This is a genomic window from Brachybacterium sp. B718/18 (genome assembly GCF_055454375.1).
The window spans coordinates 517,963-542,558 of sequence record NZ_JBVDDO010000001.1 but is presented as its reverse complement, the minus strand read 5'-3'; the positions used below and the strand labels follow the sequence as shown (position 1 = coordinate 542,558).

At 73.8% G+C, this 24,596-nt stretch carries 21 protein-coding genes and 1 riboswitch; of the genes, 1 reads left to right on the top strand and 20 read right to left on the bottom strand.

The genetic code is table 11. The features are described 5' to 3' along the window. Positions 1-14: 14 nt before the first annotated feature. The 5 genes from ACZCAH_RS02640 to ACZCAH_RS02620 all read right to left on the bottom strand — a co-directional run bounded on the left by ACZCAH_RS02640 (position 15) and on the right by ACZCAH_RS02620 (position 7,440). Entirely contained in the window at positions 15-3,008 is a 2,994-nt protein-coding gene (locus tag ACZCAH_RS02640) for a DEAD/DEAH box helicase (protein ID WP_464339585.1), read from the bottom strand. Continuing rightward, positions 3,005-3,973, bottom strand: a complete 969-nt coding sequence (locus ACZCAH_RS02635) for a diacylglycerol/lipid kinase family protein (protein WP_464339584.1) — start codon at positions 3,971-3,973, stop codon at positions 3,005-3,007. Before ACZCAH_RS02635 ends, ACZCAH_RS02640 begins: the two co-directional genes overlap by 4 nt. Continuing rightward, positions 3,970-4,857 (bottom strand): twin-arginine translocase subunit TatC, encoded by an 888-nt coding sequence (gene tatC, locus ACZCAH_RS02630; protein ID WP_464339583.1) that lies wholly within the window; start codon positions 4,855-4,857, stop codon positions 3,970-3,972. Before tatC ends, ACZCAH_RS02635 begins: the two co-directional genes overlap by 4 nt. A gap of 78 nt (positions 4,858-4,935) precedes the next feature. Beyond that, a complete protein-coding gene (gene tatA / locus ACZCAH_RS02625) occupies positions 4,936-5,262 on the bottom strand; it encodes a Sec-independent protein translocase subunit TatA (protein WP_464339582.1) in 327 nt (108 codons plus the stop codon). Between the two features lie 117 nt (positions 5,263-5,379). Beyond that, positions 5,380-7,440 carry a WYL domain-containing transcriptional regulator gene (locus ACZCAH_RS02620; protein ID WP_464339581.1) on the bottom strand — a complete coding sequence of 687 codons (2,061 nt, stop codon included), beginning with the start codon at positions 7,438-7,440 and terminating at the stop codon, positions 5,380-5,382. A gap of 53 nt (positions 7,441-7,493) precedes the next feature. On the opposite strand from ACZCAH_RS02620, the gene ACZCAH_RS02615 reads away from it, so the two are divergent. Then, complete coding sequence (locus ACZCAH_RS02615; protein ID WP_464339580.1) at positions 7,494-8,612, top strand: DUF3866 family protein; 1,119 nt, start codon at positions 7,494-7,496, stop codon at positions 8,610-8,612. A 34-nt stretch (positions 8,613-8,646) separates the two neighbouring features. Here the strand turns inward: ACZCAH_RS02615 and ACZCAH_RS02610 are convergent, their stop codons facing one another. From ACZCAH_RS02610 to ACZCAH_RS02540, 15 genes are all read right to left on the bottom strand, one after another. Then, a complete protein-coding gene (locus ACZCAH_RS02610; RefSeq protein WP_464339579.1) occupies positions 8,647-9,138 on the bottom strand; it encodes a PH domain-containing protein in 492 nt (163 codons plus the stop codon). Between the two features lie 49 nt (positions 9,139-9,187). Further along, complete coding sequence (gene hisG, locus ACZCAH_RS02605; RefSeq protein WP_329746668.1) at positions 9,188-10,045, bottom strand: ATP phosphoribosyltransferase; 858 nt, start codon at positions 10,043-10,045, stop codon at positions 9,188-9,190. 91 nt (positions 10,046-10,136) lie between these two features. Next, positions 10,137-10,421 (bottom strand): phosphoribosyl-ATP diphosphatase, encoded by a 285-nt coding sequence (locus tag ACZCAH_RS02600; RefSeq protein WP_329746716.1) that lies wholly within the window; start codon positions 10,419-10,421, stop codon positions 10,137-10,139. A 100-nt stretch (positions 10,422-10,521) separates the two neighbouring features. Further along, positions 10,522-11,232: a nicotinamide riboside transporter PnuC gene (gene pnuC / locus ACZCAH_RS02595; RefSeq protein ID WP_464339578.1), complete on the bottom strand. Its 711-nt coding sequence runs from the start codon at positions 11,230-11,232 to the stop codon at positions 10,522-10,524. Between the two features lie 97 nt (positions 11,233-11,329). Next, a riboswitch (FMN riboswitch) is annotated at positions 11,330-11,449 on the bottom strand. A 92-nt stretch (positions 11,450-11,541) separates the two neighbouring features. Beyond that, the gene (gene rpe / locus ACZCAH_RS02590) at positions 11,542-12,228 is read right to left on the bottom strand and encodes a ribulose-phosphate 3-epimerase (RefSeq protein ID WP_464339577.1); all 687 of its coding nucleotides are present in this window, start codon (positions 12,226-12,228) and stop codon (positions 11,542-11,544) included. Further along, positions 12,225-13,868: an RsmB/NOP family class I SAM-dependent RNA methyltransferase gene (locus ACZCAH_RS02585; protein ID WP_464339576.1), complete on the bottom strand. Its 1,644-nt coding sequence runs from the start codon at positions 13,866-13,868 to the stop codon at positions 12,225-12,227. Before ACZCAH_RS02585 ends, rpe begins: the two co-directional genes overlap by 4 nt. Next, entirely contained in the window at positions 13,865-14,833 is a 969-nt protein-coding gene (gene fmt, locus ACZCAH_RS02580) for a methionyl-tRNA formyltransferase (RefSeq protein WP_464339575.1), read from the bottom strand. The genes ACZCAH_RS02585 and fmt overlap by 4 nt, the downstream gene beginning before the upstream one ends. 72 nt (positions 14,834-14,905) lie before the next feature. Beyond that, complete coding sequence (locus ACZCAH_RS02575) at positions 14,906-16,912, bottom strand: primosomal protein N' family DNA-binding protein (RefSeq protein ID WP_464339574.1); 2,007 nt, start codon at positions 16,910-16,912, stop codon at positions 14,906-14,908. A 152-nt stretch (positions 16,913-17,064) separates the two neighbouring features. Beyond that, on the bottom strand, positions 17,065-17,445 hold the full coding sequence (locus ACZCAH_RS02570; RefSeq protein ID WP_329746662.1) for an FKBP-type peptidyl-prolyl cis-trans isomerase: 381 nt from the start codon (positions 17,443-17,445) through the stop codon (positions 17,065-17,067). Positions 17,446-17,480: 35 nt separating this feature from the next. Further along, positions 17,481-18,413: an FKBP-type peptidyl-prolyl cis-trans isomerase gene (locus tag ACZCAH_RS02565; protein ID WP_464339573.1), complete on the bottom strand. Its 933-nt coding sequence runs from the start codon at positions 18,411-18,413 to the stop codon at positions 17,481-17,483. 74 nt (positions 18,414-18,487) lie between these two features. Beyond that, entirely contained in the window at positions 18,488-19,909 is a 1,422-nt protein-coding gene (gene pafA / locus ACZCAH_RS02560; RefSeq protein ID WP_464339572.1) for a Pup--protein ligase, read from the bottom strand. A gap of 4 nt (positions 19,910-19,913) precedes the next feature. Beyond that, complete coding sequence (locus ACZCAH_RS02555) at positions 19,914-20,102, bottom strand: ubiquitin-like protein Pup (protein WP_464339571.1); 189 nt, start codon at positions 20,100-20,102, stop codon at positions 19,914-19,916. 49 nt (positions 20,103-20,151) lie between these two features. After that, positions 20,152-21,816 (bottom strand): depupylase/deamidase Dop, encoded by a 1,665-nt coding sequence (dop, locus tag ACZCAH_RS02550; RefSeq protein ID WP_464339570.1) that lies wholly within the window; start codon positions 21,814-21,816, stop codon positions 20,152-20,154. Then, on the bottom strand, positions 21,813-23,402 hold the full coding sequence (gene arc, locus ACZCAH_RS02545; RefSeq protein WP_464339802.1) for a proteasome ATPase: 1,590 nt from the start codon (positions 23,400-23,402) through the stop codon (positions 21,813-21,815). The genes dop and arc overlap by 4 nt, the downstream gene beginning before the upstream one ends. Before the next feature lie 78 nt (positions 23,403-23,480). Next, complete coding sequence (locus tag ACZCAH_RS02540) at positions 23,481-24,563, bottom strand: tRNA (adenine-N1)-methyltransferase (protein WP_464339569.1); 1,083 nt, start codon at positions 24,561-24,563, stop codon at positions 23,481-23,483. Positions 24,564-24,596 lie beyond the last annotated feature (33 nt).

Genomic DNA, 24,596 nt, shown 5'->3' with positions numbered 1-24,596 from the left:
TCCTGGGAGAACGCTCATCGGTCGATCTCCTGAGCGACGAGACCGCGGCGCACCGCCGTGATCGCACGGCGCGCGGTCGCCCCGAGCTCCGGGTCCTCGGCGAGCTGGTCGAGGAGGTCGATCACCTGGCGGCAGTGGCGGACGAAGTCCCCGGCAGGGAGGTCGTTGCCGTCGAGGGCGGCGGCGAGATGCTCCCCGCGCGCCCAGCGATGCACGATCCCGGCGATCGCCGGATCCGGGGGGACCGTCGGCTCGATGCCGTGCCGGGATTCCGCGGCCTGCAGCTCCCGGGCGAGGTGCGCGGAGGCCACGAGCGCCGCGTCCACGGCGGGATCCGGGATCGCCTCGGGGGCGCGGTCGTCGCGGCGGGACTCGTGCACCGCGGCCGAGACCACCGCCGCGAGGCCCGGGGCGTCCAGGCCCTTCCACGCCCCGTGCTCGAGGCACTGGGCGATGAGCAGGTCCCGATCGCTGAACAGTCGGCGCAGCCGCAGCCCGCTCGGGGTGGGGCGCAGATCGGGCTCGGCGGCGGACCTGTCCTCGGAGGGTTCGAGGTACCCGAGCTCCTGGAGCAGGTCGGTGAGCCGGTCGAACTGCCGGGCCAGCGAGCTGGTGCGCCCCTCGATGCGCCGCTGCACGCCCTCGAGCTCGCGCCGGCTCGAGCGCCAGCGGCCGACCCAGCGCAGGTGGGCGGCGAGATCGGGGCAGGCGGCGCACGGGTGCGCCGCGAGCTCCTCCCGCAGCCGCAGCAGCGTCTCGTCGGTCGCGGCGCTCGAGGGGACCTTCTCCGCCCGGCGCCGCACCTCGCGGCGCGCGTCGTCGTCCGCGCCCGAGAGCCGCTGGCGCAGCGCGGCGGCGGTGTCCTTGCGGACCTTCCCGCTGCCGAGCGCCTCCTGCCGCGGCAGGCGCAGGGTGTCGAGGACGGCGGGCGGCGAGGGCACGTCCCCCGGGCGGAGGCTGCGGCGACGGCCCTCGGTGTCGAGCAGGTCGAGCTGCGGGCCGCCCAGCACGGTGCGGTCCACGTCGAGCACCACGGCGTAGCCGCGCCGCTTCCCGCCGGGCAGGGCGATGACGTCCCCGCGGCGGAGCGAGCCGAGCACGGACCGGGTGCGGTCCTGCTGGGCGGAGGCCCGGGAGCGCGAGAGGGACTTCTCGCGCTCCGCGATGCGCTCCTGGATCTCCGCGTAGCCGAGCAGGTCCCCGTGCTCGCAGGTGATCGCCTCGAGATAGGAGTCGGCGGTGTCCTCGAGCTCGCGGGCGCGCCGCGCGAGGCCCACCACCGAGCGGTCCGCCTGGAACTGGGCGAAGCTGGTCTCGAGGGTCTCCCGGGCGCGGGACAGGTCGAAGCGGTCCAGCAGGTTGACGGCCATGTTCGGCGTCGGCCGGAACGCCGAGCGGAGGGGGTAGGTGCGCCGGGAGGCGAGGGAGGCGACGGCCGCGGCGTCGAAGTGCGGCCCCGCGAGCACCACCGCATGTCCCTCGGTGTCGATGCCGCGGCGTCCCGCCCGCCCCGTGAGCTGGGTGAACTCCCCCGGGGTGAGGTCGGCGTGCTCGACCCCGTTGAACTTCACCAGCTTCTCCAGCACGACCGAGCGGGCCGGCATGTTGATGCCGAGCGCGAGGGTCTCCGTCGCGAAGACCACCTTGATCAGGCCCTGCGCGAAGAGCGTCTCCACCACCGACTTCAGCAGCGGCAGCATGCCCGCATGATGCGCGGCGTAGCCGTCGAGGGCGGCGCGCCGGAAGGCCTCGATCCCGAGCACCTCCTCGTCCTCGAGGCCGATCTCGGCGAGGTGCTCGTCGAGGACCGCCCGGATCCGGCGGCGCTCCTGCTCGTCGGTGAGGTGGACCCGCGCCCGGGAGCACTGCTGGACGGCACCCTCGCAGCCGGCACGGGAGAAGATGAACACGATCGCGGGCAGCAGCGCCGCATCGTCGAGCAGCGCGATGACGTCGGCGCGGCGCATCGGCCGCTGCCCGCCGCCCGGACGCCCGCCCCGCGGCCTTCCGTCCTGCCCGCCGTCGCGGTGCCCGCGGTCGGGTCGACTGCCCTGCCGGTGGTCGCCTCGGCCGTCGCCGGCCGAGGAAGCGCCTCCTGCTCGGGTGCGATCGGGAGCCTGATCGCGGCCTCCGCGCCGGCCGTGCTGACCCGAGCCGCGGGGCCGGTGCCGACCGCTGGTGCCCTTCCGCCCGCGGTATCCGCGTCCGCGCGGGCCGCCGGAGCGCTCGTCGACCGGGAGGGAGAAGGAGGTGACCTTCTCGATCTCGGGGTTCACCACGCGATGCGCCCGGGCGCCGGGGCCCTGGGAGACCACCGCCTCACCGGCCTCGTCGACGAAGAGGTCCAGCAGCTCCTCGCCGGCGATCACGTGCTGCCACAGCGGCACCGGCCGCGTCTCCGAGACCACGATCTCGGTCTCCCCGCGGACCTCCTGCAGCCACGCCCCGAACTCCTCCGCGTTGGAGACGGTCGCGGAGAGCGCCACGAGCTGCACCGAGAGATCCAGGTGGAGGATGACCTCCTCCCAGACCGGCCCGCGCAGGCGGTCGGCGAGATAGTGCACCTCGTCCATGACCACGAAGCCGAGGTCCGTCAGGAGGTCCGAGTCGGCGTAGAGCATGTTCCGGAGCACCTCGGTGGTCATCACGACCACCGCGGCCTCGGGCCGGATCGAGGTGTCGCCCGTCAGCAGGCCCACCCGATCATGTCCCAGCCAGTCCACCAGCTCGCCGAACTTCTGGTTCGACAGCGCCTTGATCGGTGCGGTGTAGAAGACCTTGCGGCCCTGTGCGAGGGCGAGGTGGACTGCGAACTCGCCCACCACGGTCTTGCCGGCGCCGGTCGGGGCGGCGACCAGGACGGAGCTGCCGGCCTCGAGGATCCGGCAGCCCTCCAGCTGGAAGTCGTCGAGGGTGAAGTCGTAGCGCCGCGTGAAGTCGCTCAGGGCGGAACCGGCCTCGCGCCTCTCCGCTGCCCAGCGGGCGTAGCGATCCGCGGGTGAGGTCATCGGGTCCTCCTGGTGGTGCTCGCCTCCTCGGCCCCCGGCTCCGGCACCTCCGCCAGCAGACGGACGGCGCCGGGCAGCACCCGGACGGTCAACGGGAGCAGGGCGCGCGCCTCGCCGTCGGCATAGGCGCGCAGGCCGCGCCCGTGGCGGAGGCCCACCGTCGCCTCGCGCACGGGGCGGGTCGCGAAGCCCCGCACGGAGGTATGGGTGCCGCGGAAGACGCGGGGGAAGAAGCGCAGCAGCTGGATGCGGGAGAGTCCCTCGAGGGTCACGAGCTCGAGCTGACCGTCGTCGACCCGCGCGTCGGGGACGACCCGCATCCCCCCGCCGAACAGACCGGTATTGGACACGGTCAGCAGGGTCGCATCGATCTCGATCCGTTCCCCGCCGTCGATCTCGAGCCAGTACGGGAACGGGGAGAACGCGGCGAGCTCCCGGAGCACGGCCGCGGTGTAGCGGGTGGACGCCCCCCGGGTGGAGCTGTTGGCCCGGGCGTTGACGAGGGCGTCGAAGCCGAGGTTCACGTTGCCCAGGGCGAGGGAGCGGTGCGGCAGGGAGTGCTCGCCGGCGGCGGTGATCTCGAGGGCGTCGATGGTCACCGCGGGGCGCGAGAGGGCGTGCAGCAGCGACCGGGTGGACGCCTCGGGATCGTTCAGCGGCAGCCCCAGGGCGCGCGCGAAGTCGTTGCCGCTGCCGGAGGGGACCACGCCGAGCCGCACCGGCGAGCCCGCCACGATCTCCGCGCCGAGGGAGACGGTGCCGTCCCCGCCCACGACGACGAGGGCGGTCAGCGTGTCCCGGATCTCGAGGGCGCGGGCCCGCGCCACCTGGGCCGACGGCCCGGAGAGGTCGACGACGGAGATCCCGGCGAGGCTCAGCAGGTTCGCGACCTGCCGGCCGGTGCGCCGTGCCGCGCCGAGGGCCGCCGTCGGATTCGACAGCAGTCCCACTCGGAGTCGACTCACCGATCGTCCTCGTCCAGGCGCGAGGGCCCGTCGATCTCGCTCGCCTCGTCATCGGCGAGCCCGTCATCGGACTCCTCGCCGGTGATGCCGTGGCGCTTGTCGTGGATCAGTGCGATGACGATCGCGCCGAAGAACAGGGAGGCCACGGCCGCGGACATCGCCAGCAGCGTGAAGGGCTCCGGGGTCGGCACCATCACGGCGGTGAACAGCACGCTCGCGAAGATCAGCCAGCGCCAGGCCTTCAGCATCGTCTTGCCGCGGATGATGCCGAGGAAGTTCAGCAGCACCATCACCACCGGCAGCACGAAGGCGATGCCGAAGGCGAGCATGGTCTTGACCAGCATCGCGAGGTACTCGTCGTACCGGATCAGCTGGTCGGTCGTGTCACCCTGCGGGGTGAAGGAGAGCAGCACCGGCACCAGCTGGTTGATCGCCCAGTAGCCCGCGGCGCAGCCGAGGAAGAACATGGGGATCGCGGTGCCGAAGAAGCCGATCGCGTACCGGCGCTCCGTGCGGTGCAGGCCGGGCATCACGAAGAGCCAGATCTGCAGCATGATCATCGGCGAGGACAGCAGCAGGCCCACGTAGGCGGACATCTGCAGCTTCACGCTCAGGCCGGTGCCCACGCCCTGGAAGTTCAGCGAGGCAGGGAGCCCCTGCGCCTCGGCGAGGCGGAAGGGCCGCTCGAGCAGCGCGTACACCCAGTCGAAGACGAACCAGCCCACGATCGCGAAGATCACGACGGTGATCGCGCAGATCACCAGGCGGTTGCGCAGCTCCAGCAGGTGCTCGCCGAGGGACATCCGCCCCTCGGGGTTCTTGGGCGTGCGCGAGCGCTTCTCCTGCGCGGTGCTCTGGGCGTCGCCCTGGGTGTCACTGGCCACGTCGGTCTCTCCTCCCCGTCGTCGACGGTCCGGTCCGCAGCTGCGGACCGGACCAGCAGCGTCCTGTGTCGACGCTGATCAGTCGCGACGGTAGGAGTCGTCGTCCTCCCGGGAGCGGACGGGCTCGCGGTCCGCCTCGTCGCGGGGGTCGTACTGGCGCTCGTCCCGGCGGGGACGGTCCTCGCGGCGACGGTCCTCGTCGCGGGCGGGGCGCTGACGCGGGGCGTCGTCGTCCTCGTCGTCCTCCGCGCGGTCGTCGCCGCGCAGCTCCTCGACCTCGCTCTTGAACACGCGCATGGACCTGCCCATGTTGCGGGCGAGACCGGGCAGCTTGTTCGCGCCGAACAGCAGCACGACGAGCACGATGAGGATCACGATCGGCCAGGGGCTACGGAAGAAACCCATGAAATTCCCTTTCAACAGCGCCGCGGAGGTCTCGCGAGCGCACCTATCATCCCACAGCGGATGGGGCACATGACGAGCGGCGAGGTCCGGGATCGGGCCTCCGCACGGCGGGTCGATTCAGGGTAGCGGCCCCGTCTGGGTGTGACGTGCGTCCGCGGCCCGCGCCACGGTCACGATCGTGTCTCTCAGATCACTCGGGGCGAGCACCTCCGCCGCTCCCGCCGCCTCGAGCACCGCGTCGACGAGCGCCGCGCGGATCGGCGAGTCGAGCCGGGCGAAGGTCCGACCGTTCTCCCCGTCGCGCAGCTCCCCCGCCGCGAAGGACTCGGCGATCCAGTGCGCGGGCGGTTCGAGCGCGAGCCAGACCTCGCCCTCGACGCGGCCGCCGAGCTCCGCTCCCGCGGCGTCCTCCGCACGGGACTGGGGGGTTCCGTCCGGCAGCAGTTCGACGATGCGGTCCAGGCGGAACCGGCGCGGCCCCTCGGCGAGCTCGCAGTCGGCGATCAGGTACGAGCGGGAGCCGTCGGTCTCGATCCGCTCGGGGCGGATGCGGCGGACGCTGGTCCCGGGGCGGTCCGCCGAGGAGTAGCGGATGGTGAGGGCGCCCGCGGCGGCGTCCCCGGCGGCGAGGGCGCGCTGGACCGCGGCGAGCACCGCCTCGGCGCGGTCCGCTGTGCGCGCCGCGGTGGCGTCGGCGGCGATCGCGTCGTCGACCTCCCGGGCCGTGGGGAGCACGGGGTCGCCGTCGGGCGCGGCGCTCGCGGGGTCCCCCGCGGTGGCTTCCCGGTCCGCGGCGACGTCGGCGTCCTCGCCCCGCAGTCCGGCGAGCAGCTTGGCGCGGGCGCTCTCGAGCACGCCCTCGGCCTCGCCCGCTGCCTCCTCGAGGGTCGCGAGGCCGGCGAGCAGCGCCGTGATCTCGGGTGGCGTCAGGCGGAGGGCGCGGCGCAGCGGGTCCGCATTGCGCACCCGCACCGTGCCGGCCTCCCACTCGGCCTCGATGAGGTCCTCCCAGCCGGTGCCCATGTCCCCGCAGACGAACAGCACCTGCAGGTCGTCGATGAGCTGCTTCTCGGTGACGCCGACGGCGGCGGCGAGCTCGGCGAGCTCGACCTCTCCCCGGCTCATCACGTAGGAGGCCTCGGAGATCAGCCGGGAGAGCACGTCGCGGTCCGTCGCGGTAGTGCGGATCCGCGGCCGGGGGCGCATGGGCGCCGCCTCGAGCGCGGTGAGATCGGCAGGTCCCTCGTGGGCGGCGCGGAGAGCGGCGAGCACCTCCAGCAGCTCCTGGCGCCAGGAGTCGGGCCCGGTCAGCTCGAGCCAGCGGAGATTGCCGAGCACGAGTCGCCGCGCCGCGGTGCGCGGGAGTTCCGGCAAGGTGACCTCCCGCGCCTCGAGCGGGGCGCCGGCGCGGTCGCGGATCGCGAGGGCCTTGAACGGCTCCACGCGGAGGGTCGCCGGGGCCCGGTCGTCGCCGGTGTGCAGGGACTCGAGCGCGGTCGCCAGATCGATGCCCTCGGGGCGCGGCCGGGTGCTCGCGGGCAGGGCCGCGGGAAAGGACTCGATGCGGGAGGCGCGGAAGACGCGCGGCGCCTCGCGGTCCAGGTCCCAGCCATGGACGTACCAGTGCCCCTCATGGACGCCCACCACCCAGGGCTCCACGCGCCGTTCGGCGGGTGAGCCCTGCGCGGTGCGGTAGACGAAGCGCACCCCGTGCCCGGCGGTGACCGCCTCGAGCAGCGGCGAGAGCACGGGCAGGGACTCGACGGCGCCGCGCGGGGTGCGCCGCAGCAGGTCGGGATCGGCGTCGTGGCCGAGGCTCAGCAGCTTCGCCCGGACGCGCCGCGCGGCGCCGCCGGCGGCCGCGGCGTCCCAGGCCCTGCTCGCAGCGAGCAGCACGGTGTACTCCGCTGCGGTGAGGTCCAGCACCGCCCCCGCACGGGGCGAGTCGATCCGGTAGAAGACCGTGTTCTCGTCGAGCACGTCCTTCTCGGTGGTGAGCGGCAGGCCGAGCTCGAGGATCGACGCCTTGTCCCGCTCGAACATCCGCTCGCGCGCGGTCTCGGAGGCGGCCTCCGCGTAATCGGGGATCACCGCGAACAGCTTCCGGCGATCGATCCGTCGCCGTGAGCCGATCGTCATGATGACGTTGAGCAGTCGTTCCACACCCTTGGCAGCCACCTGCCCAGACTACTGGTCCGAGCACCCGCTCCCTCCCGCCTACGCTGGTGCCCATGCTGCGTTGGGAACGAGGGACCGTCGTCGAGGAGCGCCCGGGGTGGCCGGGCGTCGCACGGATGCTGATCGCGCTGGACGACGGGACCGGTCAGGTCCCGGCCCTCGCCTACACCGAGCTGACCGGGGCCCCGGCCCGCGGGGAGCGGGTCCTGCTGAACACCAATGCACTGCGCCGCGAGCTCGGCACGGGCGGCGAAGCCCTGGTGATCGCCCGCCCCGACGTGCTGCCGGAGGCGGAGGAGACCACGGGCCACCTGGTCAAGGCCCGGTACACCCCGATGCAGACCATGGTCGATGCGATCGACGACCCCGACGGCGAGCACTATGCGACCGTGCGCGACGCCGACTCCCTCGAGGGGATGCCGGTCGTCGTCGCGGACCTCCACTCGGCCCTGCCCGCGATCGTCGCCGGCGTGCGGGCGACCCGACGCTCGGCCCGCATCGCCTACGTCCACACCGATGCCGCGGCCCTCCCCGCGGCCTTCTCCCGCACCGCCGCCCGACTGCGGGAGACGGGCCTGCTGGCCGGCGTGATCAGCGCGGGTCAGTCCTTCGGCGGGGACCTCGAGGCGGTCACGGTGCACTCCGCGCTGCTCGGCGCACGGCACGTCCTCGGAGCCGACGTGGCGATCGCGATCCAGGGTCCCGGGAACCTCGGCACCGGGACCGGCTGGGGCTACTCCGGCGTGCAGGCCGCGGAGGCGCTGCACGCGACGGCCGTGCTCGGCGGGACGCCCGTCGCGAGCCTGCGCGTCTCGAGCGCGGACCCGCGGGAGCGGCACCGGGGCCTGTCCCATCACTCCTCGACCGCCTACGGTCGCGCGACACTGGTCCCCGTGGACCTTCCCGTGCTCCCCCCGAGCGACGTTCGCTACAACGCTTTTCATGCGTCTGTGCGGGAACAGGTGGAGACGTCGATCCTGGCGCCCTCGGTGTCCCGCGGCGGCGCGCATCGGATCGTCGGTGTCGACGCGCGCGGCCTGCGCGATGCGCTCGAGGAGATGCCCGTGCGCCTGTCGACCATGGGCAGGACCCTCGCGGAGGACCCGGAGTCCTTCCTCTATGCCGCGCTCGCCGGACGCCGGGCCGCCGAGCTGCTGCCCCCGCGCTCCTGACCGCTGCGGCGGAGCACCCCGACGCGCGACCCGGTCAGGCGCCGTCGGCCGGGTCGACGGCCTCCCCGCGCTCCCGGATCAGCTCGCGCAGCCGGTGCGCGGCGGCCACGGCGCGCGGTCCGTCGTAGCGCTGCAGCGCCTGGAGCGAATGGGTGGTGCCGTCCCACAGGTTCACGTGCGCCCAGGGGTCCCCCATCGGGAAGCTGACGTCGAGGATCTCCGGCCAGCTCAGCTCGCGTCGCGAGAAGACGTTCTGGATCACGAGGCTGTGCGGCCCCGCGATCAGGCGCACGCGAGCCTCGAGGTGGCAGAAGGCGAGGGCGGCCACGCCCAGCGCCACGAGCCCGGCCCGACCGGCCGGCTCGAAGGATTGCAGGAGGATCGCCCCCGCGATCATCCCGACGAGCACGATGCCGCCGGAGAGATAGGCGGCGACCCGCACCGCCCGCGGACGCATCACGATCGGAGGGTCCTGCAGGGCGTCCGCTCCCCCGGTCGAGGGGTCCGCTCCCCCGGTCGGCGTCATCGCGCCGCCTCGGCTCGGCGGAGCCCCCGTCGTCCCGGCATCCCCGGGCTCAGATCCGGCAGGCCTGGATCGCGGTGACCAGGATGGCGCGGGCGCCGGCGTCGTAGAGCTCGTCCATCATGCGGTGCGCGGACCGGCTGTCGACCATGGCGCGCACGGCCGACCATTCGCCGCCGTGCAGCGGCGAGACCGTCGGCGACTGCAGGCCGGGGGTGATCTCGACGGCGCGCTCGAGCAGCGAGGTCGGCACGTCGTAGTCGAGCATCACGTACTCCCGGGCGACGAGCACGCCCCGGAGACGTCGCTCGAGCACCTCGAGGGAGCGGGCGGCCTCGTCCTCCAGCTCCATGCCGGGGCGCGAGAAGAGGACTGCCTCGCTGGTCATGATCGGTTCGCCGAACGGCTCCAGCCCCGCTTGGCGCAGGGTCGTGCCGGTCTCCACCACGTCGGCGATCACGTCGGCGACGCCGAGGCGGATCGAGGACTCGACCGCACCGTCCAGGTGGACCACCCGGGCGGTCACGCCGCGCTCGGCGAGGTGGTCCTCGACGAGGTTCTCGTAGCTGGTGGCGATGCGGGCGCCGGCCAGCTCGGGCACGTCCAGCTCCGCGCCGATCGGGGCCGCGAAGCGGAAGGTCGACCGGGCGAAGCCGAGGGCGAGGATCTCGGCGGCCGGAGTGCGGGAATCGAGCAGCATGTCCTGCCCGGTGATGCCCACGTCGACCGTGCCGGAGCCGACGTACACGGCGATGTCTCGCGGTCGCAGGTAGAAGAACTCGACGTTGTTCTCGCGGTCGACGACCACGAGCTCCTTGGACATGCCGCGGCGGCGGTAGCCCGCCTCCTGCAGCAGCTCGGCGGCGGGCTCGGAGAGGGCGCCCTTGTTGGGGACGGCGATGCGGAGCATGGATCCTCCTGGCCGCGGGGCGGCCGACGGGTCGGGGTGGGGCGGGGCGCGCTGGGCGCGCTCGGCGGGTCGAGTCGAGCGCTGCGGGCGCTCAGAGGTGGCGGTACACGTCCTGCAGGGAGATGCCCTTGGCCACCATCATCACCTGCAGGTGGTAGAGCAGCTGGCTGATCTCGAGGGCGGCGTCCTCGTCGGTCTCGTGCTCGCAGGCCATCCAGACCTCGGCCGCCTCCTCGACGATCTTCTTGCCGATCTGATGGACGCCCGCGTCGAGCTCGCGGACGGTGCCGGAGCCCTCCGGTCGGGTGCGGGCCTTCTCGAGGAGCTCCGCGTACAGGCCCTCGAAGTCCTTCGGGGCGCCGTCGGCGGTCTGCATGTCGGAATCGTTCACCCGGTCAGGGTACGCGTCCGGGGAGGATGCGCCGACGGGCGGCCCGTCCAGCGGACCGCCCGTCGGGAGAGGGACGGAGGACTGTTCAGTCCCGGCGCACCGTGGGATCGAGATGCGCGGTCTCCACGGAGACCGCGCCGCCCTCCCCGGCGATCCGTCGGCTGCGCACACGCCACCAGACGACGAAGCCGATGGCCGTGAAGCAGCCGTAGAAGATGTACATGAAGGCGCTCGCCCAGTACCCGGCGCTGATCAGGAGCGGCACGCCGACCACGTCGACGGCGACCCAGATCAGCCAGAACTCGACCCAGCCCTTGGCCATGCCATAGGTCGCGAGGAGCGAACCCATGAAGATCCAGGCGTCCGCCCACACCGGCTCATAGGAGCCGAGCGCGCGGAAGAGCGGGGTGAGCAGGGCGGTGCCGCCCACCATCGCGACGACCAGCAGGGCGCGCGTGCCCCACGAGGCCCATTCGGGCTCGACGGCGGTGCCGCCCTCGTTGCGGGCCTGCCGCCAGCGGACCCAGCCGTAGATGCTGGTGGCGATGAACATGATCTGGCGGCCGGCCTGGCCGAGGAGGTTCACGTGGTCGGCCTCGCCGAAGAGCGAGCCGAGGAACACGGTGAGCAGCAGCAGGTTGCCGACGATGCCCACGGGCCAGGCCCAGACCTTGCGTCGCATGCCGCCGAGCGCGCTGAGCAATCCGAAGATGTTGCCGAGCACCTCGCGCCAGAGGAGGAACTGTCCGTTCCCGAACTCGAGTCGGGCGTGGAAGAGCCACTGCAGAAGATCCATGAGGGTCCTTTCTCCCGTCGGATGCAGTGGCTCCGGGGGAAAAAAGGATCCGGCAGGCCTCGGCGAGCACCGCGGGGGTGCGTCCGAGGACCTGCAGGACGTGCGCCTCTCATCCAGGCTGTACTGTCGGTGCCGGAATTCCACCGGCTCCACCGCAGGGATGCGGGTCGCGGACTGTCACCGCCGGCTCGGACTTTCACCGACCCCGGAGCACGTCACTTCGTGTGACCGGCACAGAATACCTCCGCGCCGAGCGGCACGGCACGCCCTGTGACGGGACCGACCGGAGGATGTTCCAGCACCGCCCGCTCAGTGGGCACGGTGGGCCGAGGCCAGCTCCCGCAGCGCCGAGATCTCGTCGGCCGCGTTCTGCGCGCGGTAGATCGCGGAGCCGGCGACGAAGACGTTCGCCCCGGCCTCGGCGCAGCGCTCGATGGTCTCGCGGGAGACGCCGCCGTCGACCTGGATCGAGACTTCGAGGTTCGCGGCGCTGATCGCCCGGCGGGCGCGTCGGATCTTGGGGAGCATGGTCTCGAGGAAGGACTGGCCGCCGAAGCCGGGCTCCACGGTCATGATCAGCAGCATGTCGAACTCGCCGATCACGTCGAGCAGCGGCTCGACCGGGGTGGCCGGCCGCAGGGCCACGCCCACCTGGGCGTTCTTGCGCCGCAGCTCGCGGGCCAGGCGGATCGGGGCGGCGGTGGCCTCGAGGTGGAAGGTCACCGAGGAGGCGCCGGCCTCGGCGAAGACGGGCGCTTCGCGGTCGGCGTCCTCGATCATCAGGTGCGCATCCACCGGGATCGCCGACCGCCGCACGATCTGCTCGACCATGCTCGCGCCGAAGGTCAGGTTGGGCACGAAGTGGTTGTCCATGACGTCCACGTGGACGCTGTCGGCGGTGCTGATCTTCTCCAGCTCGGCGCCGAGGGCGAGGAAGTCGGCGTTGAGGATGCTGGGGTGGATGTACTGGCCATCGGTCGAGTAGGCGGCGTTCATCGGGTCTCGGATCCTTCTACGGAGGGGTCGGCGGGGGTGCGCAGCAGCGCGATGTACATGGCGTCGGTCCCGTGCACGTGCGGCCACAGCTGGACCGAGGGGCCGTCGCCGAGCTCGATCTCTTCCCGGTGGTCGGGCAGCACGCCGGCGCGCACGGCGGGCCGGGCGTCGAGCTGCTCGACCTCCGGCCGCTCCTTGAGCACATCGGCGACGACGAGGCGGGTCTCGGCGAGGTGCGGGGAACAGGTCACGTAGGCGACGACGCCGCCGGGGGCCGCGGCGTCGAGCGCGGAGCGGAGCAGGTCCCGCTGCACCCTCCCCAGGGTGGCGATGTCGGAGGGGCTGCGGCGCCAGCGTGCCTCGGGGCGGCGACGCAGCGCTCCGAGCCCCGAGCAGGGGACGTCCGCGAGGATGCGGGAGAAGCGACCCGGCAGCTCCCCGCCGATGGTGGTGCCGTCCGCGGTGCGGGTCTCGATCTCGCAACCGGCGTCCCGCAGGCTCGCGACGGCGCGGTCGACGAGCTCGGTGCGGTGGGGCTGCAGCTCGACGGCGAGGAGGTCCGCGTCGTGGTCGACGGTCAGCCCGCCGAGCAGGGCGGCCTTGCCTCCGGGCCCGGCGCACAGATCGAGCCAGTGGTCGTCGTCGGCGCGGACCAGGTCGTCCGCGCCGAGGGCGAGGGCGAGGGCCGCGAGCTGGCTCCCCTCGTCCTGGACCGCGACGCGGCCCTCGCGCACCAGGTCCATGCCGCCGGGATCGCCGGAGGGCCAGGCGGCGGAGAAGACCGAGAGCCGGCCCTGGCTCGCGCCGTGGTCGATGAGCTCGTCGAGATCGGTGAGGCCCGGCCGCATCACGAGGGACACCGCGGGGGCCTCGTTCTGCGCGGCGAGCAGGGCGTCGATCTCCTCACGGGAGCGGCCGTGACCGCCGAGGGCGTCCTGCAGGGCGCGCACCACCCAGCGGGGGTGGGAGTGGACGACCGCGAGGTGCCCGGCGGGGTCCTTCTCGCGGTCCGGGGCGACCTGCTCGATCCAGGTGGGCAGGTCCTTCTCCCCCACCCGGCGCAGCACCGCGTTGACGAAGCTCGCGCCGCCCGCGCCGACCTCGGACCGGGCGAGGGCCACGGTCTCGCTGGTCGCGGCGTGCGGGGCGACGCTCATGTCGAGCAGCTGGTAGGCGCCGAGGCGGAGCACGTCCAGCAGTGCCGGCTCGACATCGGCCAGGGGACGGTCCACGCACGCGGCGAGGACGGCGTCGAGGCGGCCCTGGGCGCGCAGCGAGCCGTAGAAGAGCTCGGTCGTGAACGCGGCGTCGCGTCCGCTCACCCGGTGGCTGCGTAGGAGCCGCGGGAGCACGAGGTTCGCATAGGCGTCGTCCTCGCGGATCAGGCGCATCCCCTCGAAGGCGACCTGGCGGGACGCGGTCGAGCGGCGACCCCGCTCTGAGGGCCGGGAGGCGGACCAGCCGCGGCGCGGCCCGCCCTCGCCGCGGCTGCCGGAGCGCTCGCGGCCCTGGGCGTCACGGGGCCGACGGTCTCCGCCGCCGTCCCTCCGACGGTCCTCGCGGCGACGGTCGCCCCGTCGGCCGTGGTCCTCGCGTCGGCCATGGTCGTCGCGTCGGCCGCCGCCCCGCTGCTCGCTCATGCCTGCTCTCCGTCCTGCTCGTCTTCGAAGCGGGCGCCGGGGGCGAGCCCCGCGCCGCGCGCCCAATCGGCGGCGCGCATCGCCTTCCGTCCCGACGGGGCGAGCGTCGAGATCGCGACCGTCTCGGTGCCGGTGCCCACGAGGAGCTGCCGCTTGGTGGTGCCGATCTCGCCCGGTGCCAGGGCGGCTCCGAGCGCGTCGAGGGAGGCGGGCTGGACCGCCTCGACCCCGAGGATCTTGGTGCGGGCGCCGTCCAGGAGCGTCCAGGCCCCGGGCTGCGGGCTCATGCCGCGCACGTGGGCGGAGACCTCGTCGGCGGAGCGGGTCCAGTCCACGCGGGCCTCGGCGGGGCTGAGCTTCGGCGCGTGGGTCGCGGCGGCGTGGTCCTGCGGGGCGAAGGTCGCGGTGCCCGCGGCGAGGGCGTCGAGGGCCTCGAGCAGCAGGGCGGCACCGTCCTGCGCCATCCGGTCCAACAGCTCCCCGGAGGTCTCGAAGGCGCCGATCGAGGTGCTCGCGGTGGTGATCACATCGCCTGTGTCCAGGCCCTCCTCGAGGCGGAACACACTCATTCCGGTCTGCTGCTGACCGGCGAGCACGGCACGCTGCGCGGGGGCGGCGCCGCGCCATGCCGGCAGGAGGGAGAAGTGGAGGTTGACCCAGCCGTGGCGGGGGATGTCGAGCGCGGCGCGGGGCACGAGGTTGCCGTAGGCGACGACGGGGGCGGCGTCGGGCGCCAGCTCCCGCAGCTGCTGCTGCACGGCCTCGTCGCGGAGCGTGGCGGGGGTCAGCACGGGCACGCCGGCGTCGAGGGCGAGGGCCTTGACGGGGCTCGGCGCGAGCCGGCGACCACGGCCGGCGGGGGCGTCGGCACGGGTGAGCACGCCCACCACCTCGTGGTCCGAGTCGAGCAGGGTGCGCAGGGAGGGCAGGGCGGCCTCGGGGGTTCCGGCGAAGAGCAGTCGCATGATGGGCCGAGTCTACGTCCAGGCCGCGCGATCACCTGCGGACCAGCGGCTCCGCGCCCCGGCCGCTGCGGCTCAGAACACGTCGGGCGGATCCAGCCGCACGCGCAGGCTGCCCCGCGCCTTGCGGGCGGAGCGGGCGGCGACGGCGGTGCGCAGGGCATCGGCGAGCTCGCGCGAGCGCGACGGCGGCAGGCGCAGCACCGCCCGGGCGCGTCCTGCGGCGTCGGGCCCCTCGAGGTCCGTGGGGCCGAAGACCTCGGTGCCCTCGGGCAGGTCCGCGGCCTCGAGGAACTCGCGGCAGGCCTGCCGGTCCCCGACCACCTCCGCGATGCGGCGGAAGGGGGGCAGGCCCAGCTCGCGGCGGTCGGCGAGCACCCGGTCCGGGAAGACGGAGGAGCGGTGGGCGACCAGATGGCGCACCGCGGGAAGCGTCGAGGTGCCGACCACGAGCACCTCTCCCCCGTCGTCGGCGCTGCGCACGAGCGCGATCGCGCCCTGCCAGCGGCGCACCGCCTCGACGTCGGCGTCGAAGGCCGCCCGGCCCAGCGCGGCGTCGACGTCGAGCAGCAGGGCGGCTGCGTAGCCTCCCGGCGGTGCGGGCTCCGCGCCGGGAGTGGAGACGACGATCGCGTCCTCGGGCACAGCGTCGTCCTCGAGCGGTCCCTGGGCTCCACCGGCCACGCGCAGGCTCGCCTGCGGGAAGGCGCGGGAGAGTTCCTCGGCGGTGCGGGTGCTGCCCACCACGGCGGCCCGCACGTGCGTGCGATCGCATTCCGGGCAGCGGTAGGCGTCCTCGCGGCGACCGCAGACCCGGCAGTGCAGAGCGCCGTGGCGCCCGGTCACGGACAGCGGGGCACTGCAGGTGGGGCACTGGGCGCGGGTGCCGCAGAAGGTGCAGGCGATCGCCGGCACGTAGCCGGTGCGCGGCACCTGCACCAGCACCGGGCCGCGCTCGAGACCGCGGCGGATCACCCGCATCGCCTCCTGCGGCAACCGCGAGCGTCCCGAGGGGCCCTCGCGGTCGCGGAGGTACTGGTCCATCGCCACGATCCGGGGCCGCACCGCGTTCACCGGGGTGGGGACGGGCTCGAGACGCGCGAGATAGCCGGCGTCCACGAGGGAGCGCAGCGTCACCGACTCGCTCGCGCCGAGGAAGAGCAGGGCGCAGCGCTCCTCGGCGGAGCGGCACTGCAGCACGGTCCGGGTGTGCGGGTAGGGGGCGCGGGGCTCCTCGAGCAGGTCGTCGGCCTCGTCCCAGCAGATCACGAGCGCAAGATCCCGCACCGGCGCGAAGGCGGCCGAGCGGTTGCCGAGCACGATGCGGGTCGCGCCGCGGAGGATGCGTCGGAAGGTGCGGTACCGCTTCTCGGGCCCCTCGGTGCCGGCGAGGACCTCGTGCTCGATGCCGCGCTCGGTGAGCACCCGGGAGAGGCGTCGCACGTCCCGCTGGTCGGGGGCGACGACGAGCGCCCCCTGGGCGGGGTCGAGGGCGGCCAGGGCCTCCGCCGCCACCTGGGTCCAGGCGTCGACGGGGTCGAGGGTGAGGGTCGCGCGCGGGACGGGTCCGTCGGGCCGACCCGCGCGGGCGAGGAGCGCGGCGAGGCCCGGATAGCGGGCGCCGGATCTCCCCGCCGGCGCAGCCGACGGCGCCGACGGCGGGATCTCCTCGCCCGTCTCCTCCGCGGCGCTGTCCGCCTCCGGGGCGGACTCCGCCTCCGCGGCGGCACGGTCGGCCTTCTCGGCGCGGGCGTGGCGGGGTGGCAGCGCGAGGCGGAGCACATCGCCGACCGTGCCCGCGCTGCGGGCAGCGACCTCCTCGCAGACGCGCATCATCTCCGGCGGCACCACCACGTCCTCGGAGACGAGGCGGACGAGCGGGGCGAGGGCCCGATCGGTCGAGGGCTCGGCGCGGCGCTCGAGGACGATGCCCTCGGTGTCCTTGCCGGAGAAGCGCACCCGCACCCGCATCCCGAGCCCCGCCGCGGCGGTCTCCGGGGTGACCGCGTACTCGAAGGGACGGTCCAGGTGCGGCAGCACCCCGATCAGGCGGACGCTCGCGACCGGGAGCTCGTCCGCCACCGCGAACCCCGCGGTGGTGCGCAGACCACCGGCCCGGGCCGCACCGGGGCGGCCCGGGTCCGTGCGGGCGGGAACGGCGACGGCGGGGGCCGCGAAGAGGCTGGCCTGGTCTCCCGGCCGCTCCCGCTCCCCCGCCGTGCCGGCGGATCCGGTCAGCGCTTGTGCACCGCCACCAGGTCGCACACGAAGATGAGCGACTCGCCGGGGGCGATCACGGGCGGCGCGCCGTGCTCGCCGTAGGCGAGGTGGCTGGGGATGTCGAGGCGACGGCGGCCGCCGACCTTCATGCCCTGGACGCCCTGGTCCCAGCCGGCGATGACCTGGCCGACGCCGAGCTGGAAGCGCAGCGGCTCGCCGCGGTCCCAGGAGGCGTCGAACTGCTCGCCGGTGGAGTGGGAGACGCCGACGTAGTGCACGTCGACGACGTCGCCGCGGCCGGCCTCCTCGCCGTCGCCGAGGATCTCGTCGGTCGAGACCAGCTCGGTGGGCGCGGAGCCCTCGGGGTGGTCGATCTCGGGCTTGCTGCGGTCCATGGTTCCTCCTGTGGGGTGGGGGTCCGGTGGGTGTCTCAGGACGCCGCGGGCTGGGCGTTCAGGACATCGATGACGAAGAGCAGGGTCTGCCCTCCGAGGGGGTTGGAGTCCGAGGGCTCCTCGCCGTAGCCGTCGACGGGCGGGATCACGAGCATGACCTGGCTGCCGACCGGGATGTCGAGCAGGTGCTCGTCCCAGCCGGCGATGACCTGGCCCTGGCCCTGCACGAAGGTGAAGGGGGCGCCGCGATCCCAGGAGGAGTCGAACTGCTCCCCGGTGTCCCAGCTCCAGCCGGTGTACATCATCGTCAGCGAGTCGCCGGCGGCGGTGGGCTCGCCCGTGCCGCGGATCAGCATCTCGACGGTGGTGGCGGTGGGCGGCTCGCCCTCGGGGGCGGCGGCGAGCGAGGGGGCGCCGTTCTCGGCGAGGGTCACCGCGGGGAAGTCGCCGGAGGGGGCGACGGCCTCGCCCTCGGCGCGCCCCGGGATGATCCGGTCGACGTCGGCGACCTGGATCAGGGAGTAGGCCTGGCCGCTCGTGGACTGCTGCCAGCCGGCCATCGCGATGCGCGAGCCGACGGTGACGGTGGTGAGGAAGGCGAAGGCTGCCGCTCCGATGCCGTCGGAGGTCACGGCGATGACCTCGGCGGGGGCGCCCTGCCAGGAGGACTGCAGCACCTCTCCCGTGGAGGCGTCGACATAGAGGCTGCGCCAGCTGATCAGGTCGCCCTCGGCGATGGTCTCTCCGTCCCCCGCGACGACGACCTTCGAGTCGGGGGCGGAGATGTCCAGCGGCGCCGTGAACTCGACGACCGGCTCCGTCTCGAGGTCCTCGCTGATCGTGACCCCGGCCAGCGCCGCGGCGGCGGAGGTCGCCTCGGGGTCGGATCCGTCCTCGGAGCAGGCGGCCAGCCCGAGGGCGGCGCTCGCGGCGAGGGCGGTGGTCAGGATCGTGCGACGACGGATCACGGGGGGCCTTTCACGGGGGTCGCCCCTTCGCGGGGCACGGGGACCAGGGTACGGGCTGGTGCCTGGGGCGGGGCTCAGGCGGGCGGGGCGTCGGCCCCGGGAGCGGAGGCCGCGCCGAGCGTGCGGATCTCGGCGAGCAGGGCGTCGACCCCCTCGTGGGAGGTGGTGAACGGGTCCAGGACCTGCACGGGCATGGCGCCGGGGCGGGTGAGGCGGAAGCTGGTCCAGTCCACGACGTGGTCGACGCCCGCGGCCTGGGCGGCGGTGACGACCTGGCCGCGCAGGTGGGCCCGGGTCGTCGCCGGGGCGGTGGTGCGCGCCCCCTCGATGCGCTCCTCGGCAAGCACTGACGGGGCGAGGCCCCGGGCGCGCAGCCGGGAGAACAGCCCGGTCCCCGGGTCGATGTCGTGGTAGGCGAGGTCGAGGCGCTCGATCGCGGGATCCTCGAGACCCACTCCGCGGCGCGAGGCCACCTGCTCCACGAGGCGCTCCTTGATCGCCCAGTCGAGATGCAGCGCGGCCCAGGAGCGGTCGCCCGTCGCGACGGCGTCGAGGCTCTTCTGCCAGGTCTCCAGCACCTCCTGCTCGGACTCGTCGGCGAGGTCGGCGACATGGTCGAGCCAGCGCTGCTGCACCTCGAGGGCGGTGGTGGTGCCGCCGCCGGCCAGCGGCAGCGGCTCGCGTCCGCTGAGGTCGCGGGAGACGGTGCGGATCGCCGCGATGTCGTCGGCGAGGGAGAGCTCGGGCAGGGCACGGCCCGACTCGATCGCGCGCAGCACGAGGTCGGTGGTCGCGAAGCGGAGATACGTAGAGATCTCGCTCATCGTCGAGTCGCCGACGATCACGTGCAGGCGCCGGAAGCGGGTGGGGTCGCCGTGCGGCTCGTCGCGGGTGTTGATGATCGGCCGGGTGCGGGTGGTGGCCGAGGAGACCGCCTCCCACATGTGGTCGCTGCGCCGGGAGAAGACGAAGCGCGCCCGACCGGGGGCGTCGGGGGAGGCGTCCTCTGCGCGGTCGAGGACGACTCCGCCCGCGCCCGTCACGATCTGGCGGGTGACCAGGAAGGGCAGGAGGTAACGGGGCAGGCGGGTGAACTCCCCGCGGCGATCCACGAGATAGTTCTCGTGCGAGCCGAAGGCGTTGCCCGCGGAGTCGACGTTGTTCTTCAGCAGGTGGATGCGAGCGTCCTCGCCTGAGGCGGCGAGGCGCTCGTTCGCGCTGGTGGCGAGGTCCGCGAGGATCCGCTCCCCGGCCCGGTCCTGGGCGACCAGCTCCCACCAGTCATCGCATTCGGCGGTCGCGAACTCGGGGTGCGAGCCGACATCGAGGTACAGCCGGGCCGCATTGCGCAGGAACACGTTCGAGGAGCGCCCCATCGCGACGACCGGGGCGAACAGCTCGCGGGCCGCGGCCTCGGGCTCGAGCGCGCGCGTGCCGTCGGCCCGCACGCACACCAGGCCGAACTCGGTCTCCAGTCCTCCCACGCGGCGCTTCATCGGGTCACTGGCCGCCCTTCTGGACGAAGGAGCGCACGAAGGTCTCGGCGTTCTGGTCGAGGACGGCGTCGATCTCGTCGAGGAGGTCGTCGGCCGCCTGGGCGGAGGCGAAGGTCTGGCCGCCGGCGAGGGTCTCCTCGCCGCTGGCCTCGTCGTCGCCGGGGCCGGCGCCGTGCAGGGACTGCTGGGTCATGTCGTTCTCCTGGGGTGCTGCCGCCGGGTGGCGGGCGGGGCGGGGTGGGTCACTCGGCCGCGACGGCGCGGGCGAGGGCCTCGTGGAGGGCGGACGGCTCGGCGGCGAGGTCGACGCCGTGGTCACGGCACCAGTCCGCGGAGCCGAGCCGGGGATCGGCGAGGCGGAGGCGGAAGCCGCCCGTCTCGCCCGCGAGGGTGATCGCGTCCCATCCGGCCGACGGCACGCGGCGCGGGTGGTGGCGGATCAGGGTGCCGCGCAGGTGCGCGCGGGTCGAGGCGGGGGGCGCGGTCATCGCGCGCTCCACCTCCTCGGCGCCGACCAGGGTGCCGACGGCACCGGCCGCGCGGAGCTTCTCGAACAGGCCGCGGCCGGGTCGCAGATCGGAGAACTGCAGGTCGACCATGAGCAGGCGGGGATCCTCCCAGCCGAGCCCGTGGCGGCGGCGGTACTGCTCGAGCAGGCGCAGCTTGGCGACCCATTCGACGCGGTCCGCGGCGAGCATCGGGTCCTCGGCGAGCAGGTCCAGCAGCTCGCCCCAGGCGGTGAGGACCTGCGCCGTCTCCGTGTCCGCGAGGTCGGCGACCGGGCGGAGGGCGTCGAGATGGATGCGCTGGATCTCGAGCGCCGTCAGCTCGCGGCCGTCGGCGAGCGGGACCGTGGCCCTGAGGCTCGGGTCGTGGCTGATGGTGCGGACCGCCGTGACCGGATCGGCGAGGGCGAGGTCCGGGAGGATCGCGGTGCCGGTGCGGTGCTCCGCCTCGAGCGCGGCGAGCACGAGCGAGGTCATGCCGAGCTTGAGGAAGGTCGACTCCTCGAGCAGGTTCGCGTCACCGATGATCACGTGCAGGCGGCGGAACCGAGAGCGATCGGCGTGCGGCTCGTCGCGGGTGTTGACGATCGGGCGGTTCAGGGTCGTCTCGAGGCCGACCTCGGCCTCCATGAAGTCGGCACGGGAGGAGATCTGGAAGCCCGGGTGCTGGCCGCGGGTGCCGCGGCCCACGCGCCCGGCCCCGACCAGCACCTGGCGGGTCGCGAAGAACGGCAGCAGCGCCGCGACGACCCGCTCGAAGGGGACGTCCCGGTCGAGCAGGTAATTCTCGTGGGTGCCGTAGGAGGCGCCCTTGCCGTCGGTGTTGTTCTTGTGCAGCGCCACCTCGGGGATGCCGTCGGCGCGGGCGAGCAGTCCCATCGCGGCGCGGGCGATCTCCTCGCCGGCGCGGTCCACGACCACCGCCTCCCGGGCGCGGAGCACCTCCGCGGAGGAGTACTCGGGGTGCGCGTGGTCGACGTACCAGCGAGCGCCGTTGGTGAGCACGGCGTTGCCGATCGAGCGCTGCGAGGCCCAGGCGAGGACCTCGGCGTCATCTCCCTCGGGCGCGACCTCGGGGCCCTGCAGCGGGGCGTCCGCGTCGACGCTCGGCACGTGCGCGTCCCGCACCTCGTCGGTCAGCTGAGTGGGGTGCGCCGCGGCGCGCTGCAGCTCGAAGCCGCGGGCGTCGCGCAGCGGCGTCTCGTCGCCGTAGTCCCAGCGGACACGGCGGCCGCGCTCCCCCTCCCGCGGGTCGAGCAGGGCGTAGGCGCCGACGACCAGGTGGGAGAGCAGGATCGAGGAGCCGGCGCCCGCGCGGGCACGGTCCTCGAGGTCAGCGTGCAGCACCCCGAACTCGGTCTCGATCCCCATCACCCGCTCGGTGGTGATCGCGTCGCTCATGCCTTCTCTCCCATGTTCTCCCCCGTCCGCTCCTCGGCGGCCCGGGTGCGGCCCTTGAGCGGCACGACCGCGACGACCCGGCGCCCCGCGCGGCCGTGGGTCCCGGAGACGCGGGCCCAGTCCTCGGGATGGGCGGCCGAGGGCATGTCCTCGTTCTCGACGAACTCCGCCGTGATCGCGGAGCTCAGGTGGTCGGCGCCGAGGCCCACCTGTCCGGTCGCGATCTGGTCCTTGACCGCGTGCTTCTTCGCCCGGTCGACGATGTTGCGCAGGGTCGCGCCGGAGACCACGTCGCGGAAGTGCAGGGTCTCGGTCTCCCCGTCGGAGTACTCCAGGCGCACGAAGGCCGCCTCGGGGCCGGTCGCGTAGATCTCGCGCACGGCGAGGTCGAGGAGCGCCTGGCGGTCCTCGCGCAGCGGCACCGACTCGTCGAGGTAGAGGCCGAGGATCTCGCGGCCGGCCCGCTGGTTCGGGCGGCGCACCCGGATCTTCACGTCGAGCCGGCCCGGGCGCAGGATCGCCGGGTCGATCATGTCCTCGCGGTTCGAGGCACCGATGACGATGACGTTGTCGAGGCCCTCGACGCCGTCGATCTCGGCGAGCAGCTGCGGCACGATCGTGGTCTCGACATCGCTCGAGAGACCGGTGCCGCGGGTGCGGAAGAGCGCCTCCATCTCGTCGAAGAAGATCACCACGGGGTGGTCCGCGGCGGCCTTCTCCCGGGCCCGCTCGAACACCAGCCGGATCGACCGCTCGGTCTCGCCGACGTACTTGTTCAGCAGCTCGGGCCCCTTGACGTTGAGGAAGGCCGAGTTCTCGAGCGCCTCGGCGACGCTCACCCCGCGCAGCTCGGCGCTGCGCAGCACCAGCTCGTGGGCGACCGCCTTGGCGATCATCGTCTTGCCGCAGCCGGGCGGGCCGTACAGCAGCACGCCCTGCGGGGGCCGTAGGCCGTAGGTGCGGTAGAGGTCCTGCTGCAGGAACGGCAGCTCGACGGCGTCCCGGATCGCCTCGATCTGGTCGCCGAGACCGCCGATCTGCTCGAAGGAGATGTCGGGGACCTGCTCGAGCACGAGATCGGTGATCTCGGCGCGGTCGATGCGTTCGAGCACCAGCTGCGCCTTGAGGTCCACCAGCACGTGGTCGCCGGCGTGCAGGTCGATCTCGGCGAGGACGCCGGCGCGCCGCAGCACCCGGGTGTCGTCGGGGGCGACCGCGACCAGCACCCGAGTGTCGGCCAGGGTCTCCAGCACGCTCACGACGTTCCCGGCATCGCCCGGAGGCACCGCCTCGACGGCCGCGAGGGACTCGTTCAGGCGCAGCTCGGCCCCGGGCTCGAGCGCCTCGAGGTCGAGGCTCGCCGCGGTCGCGACGCGCAGCCGACGGCCGTTGTGGAGCACGTCGATCGTGGTGCCCTCACAGCGGCGCAGGAAGGTCGCGTAGGAGTTCGGCGGGTCCCCGATGCGCTCGAGGTCGTTCTTGAGCTCGACGATCTGGGCGCGGGCGGAGCGGAGGCTCGTGGTGAGCCGGTCGTTGCGGTCGGCGAGCTGCTCGAGCTCGGCGGTCATCTCCGCGTAGGTCTTCATGGCCATGTGCTCCCCTTCCTGCGAGGTGCGGCGTGCCGGTGAGGCGGCGGTGGTCGAGGGAACGGGGACGCGAGCGGGTCAGCGGTCGCGGCCCTGCCGGATGTCCCGCAGGGCCCGCTTCAGCTTGCGCGGGGCGACGCCGCGCTCGCCGAGGTCCTGGGAGGACCACTCCGAGTCGGTGCCGCCGAAGCCGTCGTTGTCGGGATGGTTCAGCTCCTCCGCATCGCGGGAGCCGGGTGCCGGGCGCGTGGAGCGGGTCATCGCCCCGGTGCCGTGGGCGGTGCGCCGCGCGGTGAGCAGGAAGCCGGTGTGGGCGTTCATGCGGTGCTCGGGACGGACGGCGAGCCCCTCGAGGTGCCAGGGCCGCACGAGGGTCTCGAAGGCGTACGGCTCGGTGAACTCGCCGTGGGCGCGCAGAGCCTCCGCGGTACGGGAGAGCTGGGTGACGGTCGCGACGTACGCGAGGTAGACGCCGCCGGAGACGAGCACCTCGGCGGCCGCGTCGACGCACTCCCAGGGGGCGAGCATGTCCAGGACCACCCGGTCCACGCTCGGACCGTCGGGGCTGAGGGTCGGGGCGACGTCCTGGAAGTCGCCGATCGAGAGCTGCCAGGTCGGGGGCAGCTCTCCCTCGGCGGTGCCGAAGAAGGTGCCGACGTTCTCGCGGGCGACCTCCGCGAAGTCCTCGCGGCGCTCGATGGAGTGGACGGAGCCGGTGGGGCCGACGGCGCGCAGCAGGGCGGTGGTCAGGCCGCCCGAGCCGACACCGGCTTCGAGCACCCGGGCACCGGGGAAGATGTCGCCCCACATGAGGATCTGCGCGGAGTCCTTGGGGTAGATGATCGCGGCACCGCGGGGCATCGAGAGCATGTAGTCGGCGTAGAGGGGGCGCAGGGCCTGGTAGCGGGTGCCGTGGTTGTCCTCCACGACGGACCCGTCCTCGGCGCCGATCAGCTGGTCGTGGCGGAGCACGCCGCGGTGGGTGTGGAACTCCCCGCCGGGCTTGAGGGTGATCGTGTTCAGCCGGCCCTTGGAGTCCGAGAGCTGCACCTTGTCCCCCACGTCGAGGGGGCCGGTGCGGTCCAGCCCGCGGCGCGGGGCGCGCGGGGCGGGGACGGTCGGCCCCTGGGCGGGGGCGGTCTGCGGGTGCTGCTCGGTCATGCGTTCCAGCATAGGGCGGGGCCGCCGCGGGCG

What these genes read in the sequence shown, in the direction of transcription:
- ACZCAH_RS02640 (WP_464339585.1), bottom strand. Translation starts at nt 3,008, where the DNA reads ATGACCTCACCCGCGGATCGCTACGCCCGCTGGGCAGCGGAGAGGCGC.
- tatA (WP_464339582.1), bottom strand. Translation starts at nt 5,262, where the DNA reads ATGGGTTTCTTCCGTAGCCCCTGGCCGATCGTGATCCTCATCGTGCTC.
- ACZCAH_RS02615 (WP_464339580.1), top strand. Translation starts at nt 7,494, where the DNA reads ATGCTGCGTTGGGAACGAGGGACCGTCGTCGAGGAGCGCCCGGGGTGG.
- ACZCAH_RS02610 (WP_464339579.1), bottom strand. Translation starts at nt 9,138, where the DNA reads ATGACGCCGACCGGGGGAGCGGACCCCTCGACCGGGGGAGCGGACGCC.
- hisG (WP_329746668.1), bottom strand. Translation starts at nt 10,045, where the DNA reads ATGCTCCGCATCGCCGTCCCCAACAAGGGCGCCCTCTCCGAGCCCGCC.
- ACZCAH_RS02600 (WP_329746716.1), bottom strand. Translation starts at nt 10,421, where the DNA reads ATGCAGACCGCCGACGGCGCCCCGAAGGACTTCGAGGGCCTGTACGCG.
- pnuC (WP_464339578.1), bottom strand. Translation starts at nt 11,232, where the DNA reads ATGGATCTTCTGCAGTGGCTCTTCCACGCCCGACTCGAGTTCGGGAAC.
- rpe (WP_464339577.1), bottom strand. Translation starts at nt 12,228, where the DNA reads ATGAACGCCGCCTACTCGACCGATGGCCAGTACATCCACCCCAGCATC.
- ACZCAH_RS02585 (WP_464339576.1), bottom strand. Translation starts at nt 13,868, where the DNA reads ATGAGCGAGCAGCGGGGCGGCGGCCGACGCGACGACCATGGCCGACGC.
- fmt (WP_464339575.1), bottom strand. Translation starts at nt 14,833, where the DNA reads ATGCGACTGCTCTTCGCCGGAACCCCCGAGGCCGCCCTGCCCTCCCTG.
- ACZCAH_RS02570 (WP_329746662.1), bottom strand. Translation starts at nt 17,445, where the DNA reads ATGGACCGCAGCAAGCCCGAGATCGACCACCCCGAGGGCTCCGCGCCC.
- pafA (WP_464339572.1), bottom strand. Translation starts at nt 19,909, where the DNA reads ATGAAGCGCCGCGTGGGAGGACTGGAGACCGAGTTCGGCCTGGTGTGC.
- ACZCAH_RS02555 (WP_464339571.1), bottom strand. Translation starts at nt 20,102, where the DNA reads ATGACCCAGCAGTCCCTGCACGGCGCCGGCCCCGGCGACGACGAGGCC.
- dop (WP_464339570.1), bottom strand. Translation starts at nt 21,816, where the DNA reads ATGAGCGACGCGATCACCACCGAGCGGGTGATGGGGATCGAGACCGAG.
- arc (WP_464339802.1), bottom strand. Translation starts at nt 23,402, where the DNA reads ATGAAGACCTACGCGGAGATGACCGCCGAGCTCGAGCAGCTCGCCGAC.
- ACZCAH_RS02540 (WP_464339569.1), bottom strand. Translation starts at nt 24,563, where the DNA reads ATGACCGAGCAGCACCCGCAGACCGCCCCCGCCCAGGGGCCGACCGTC.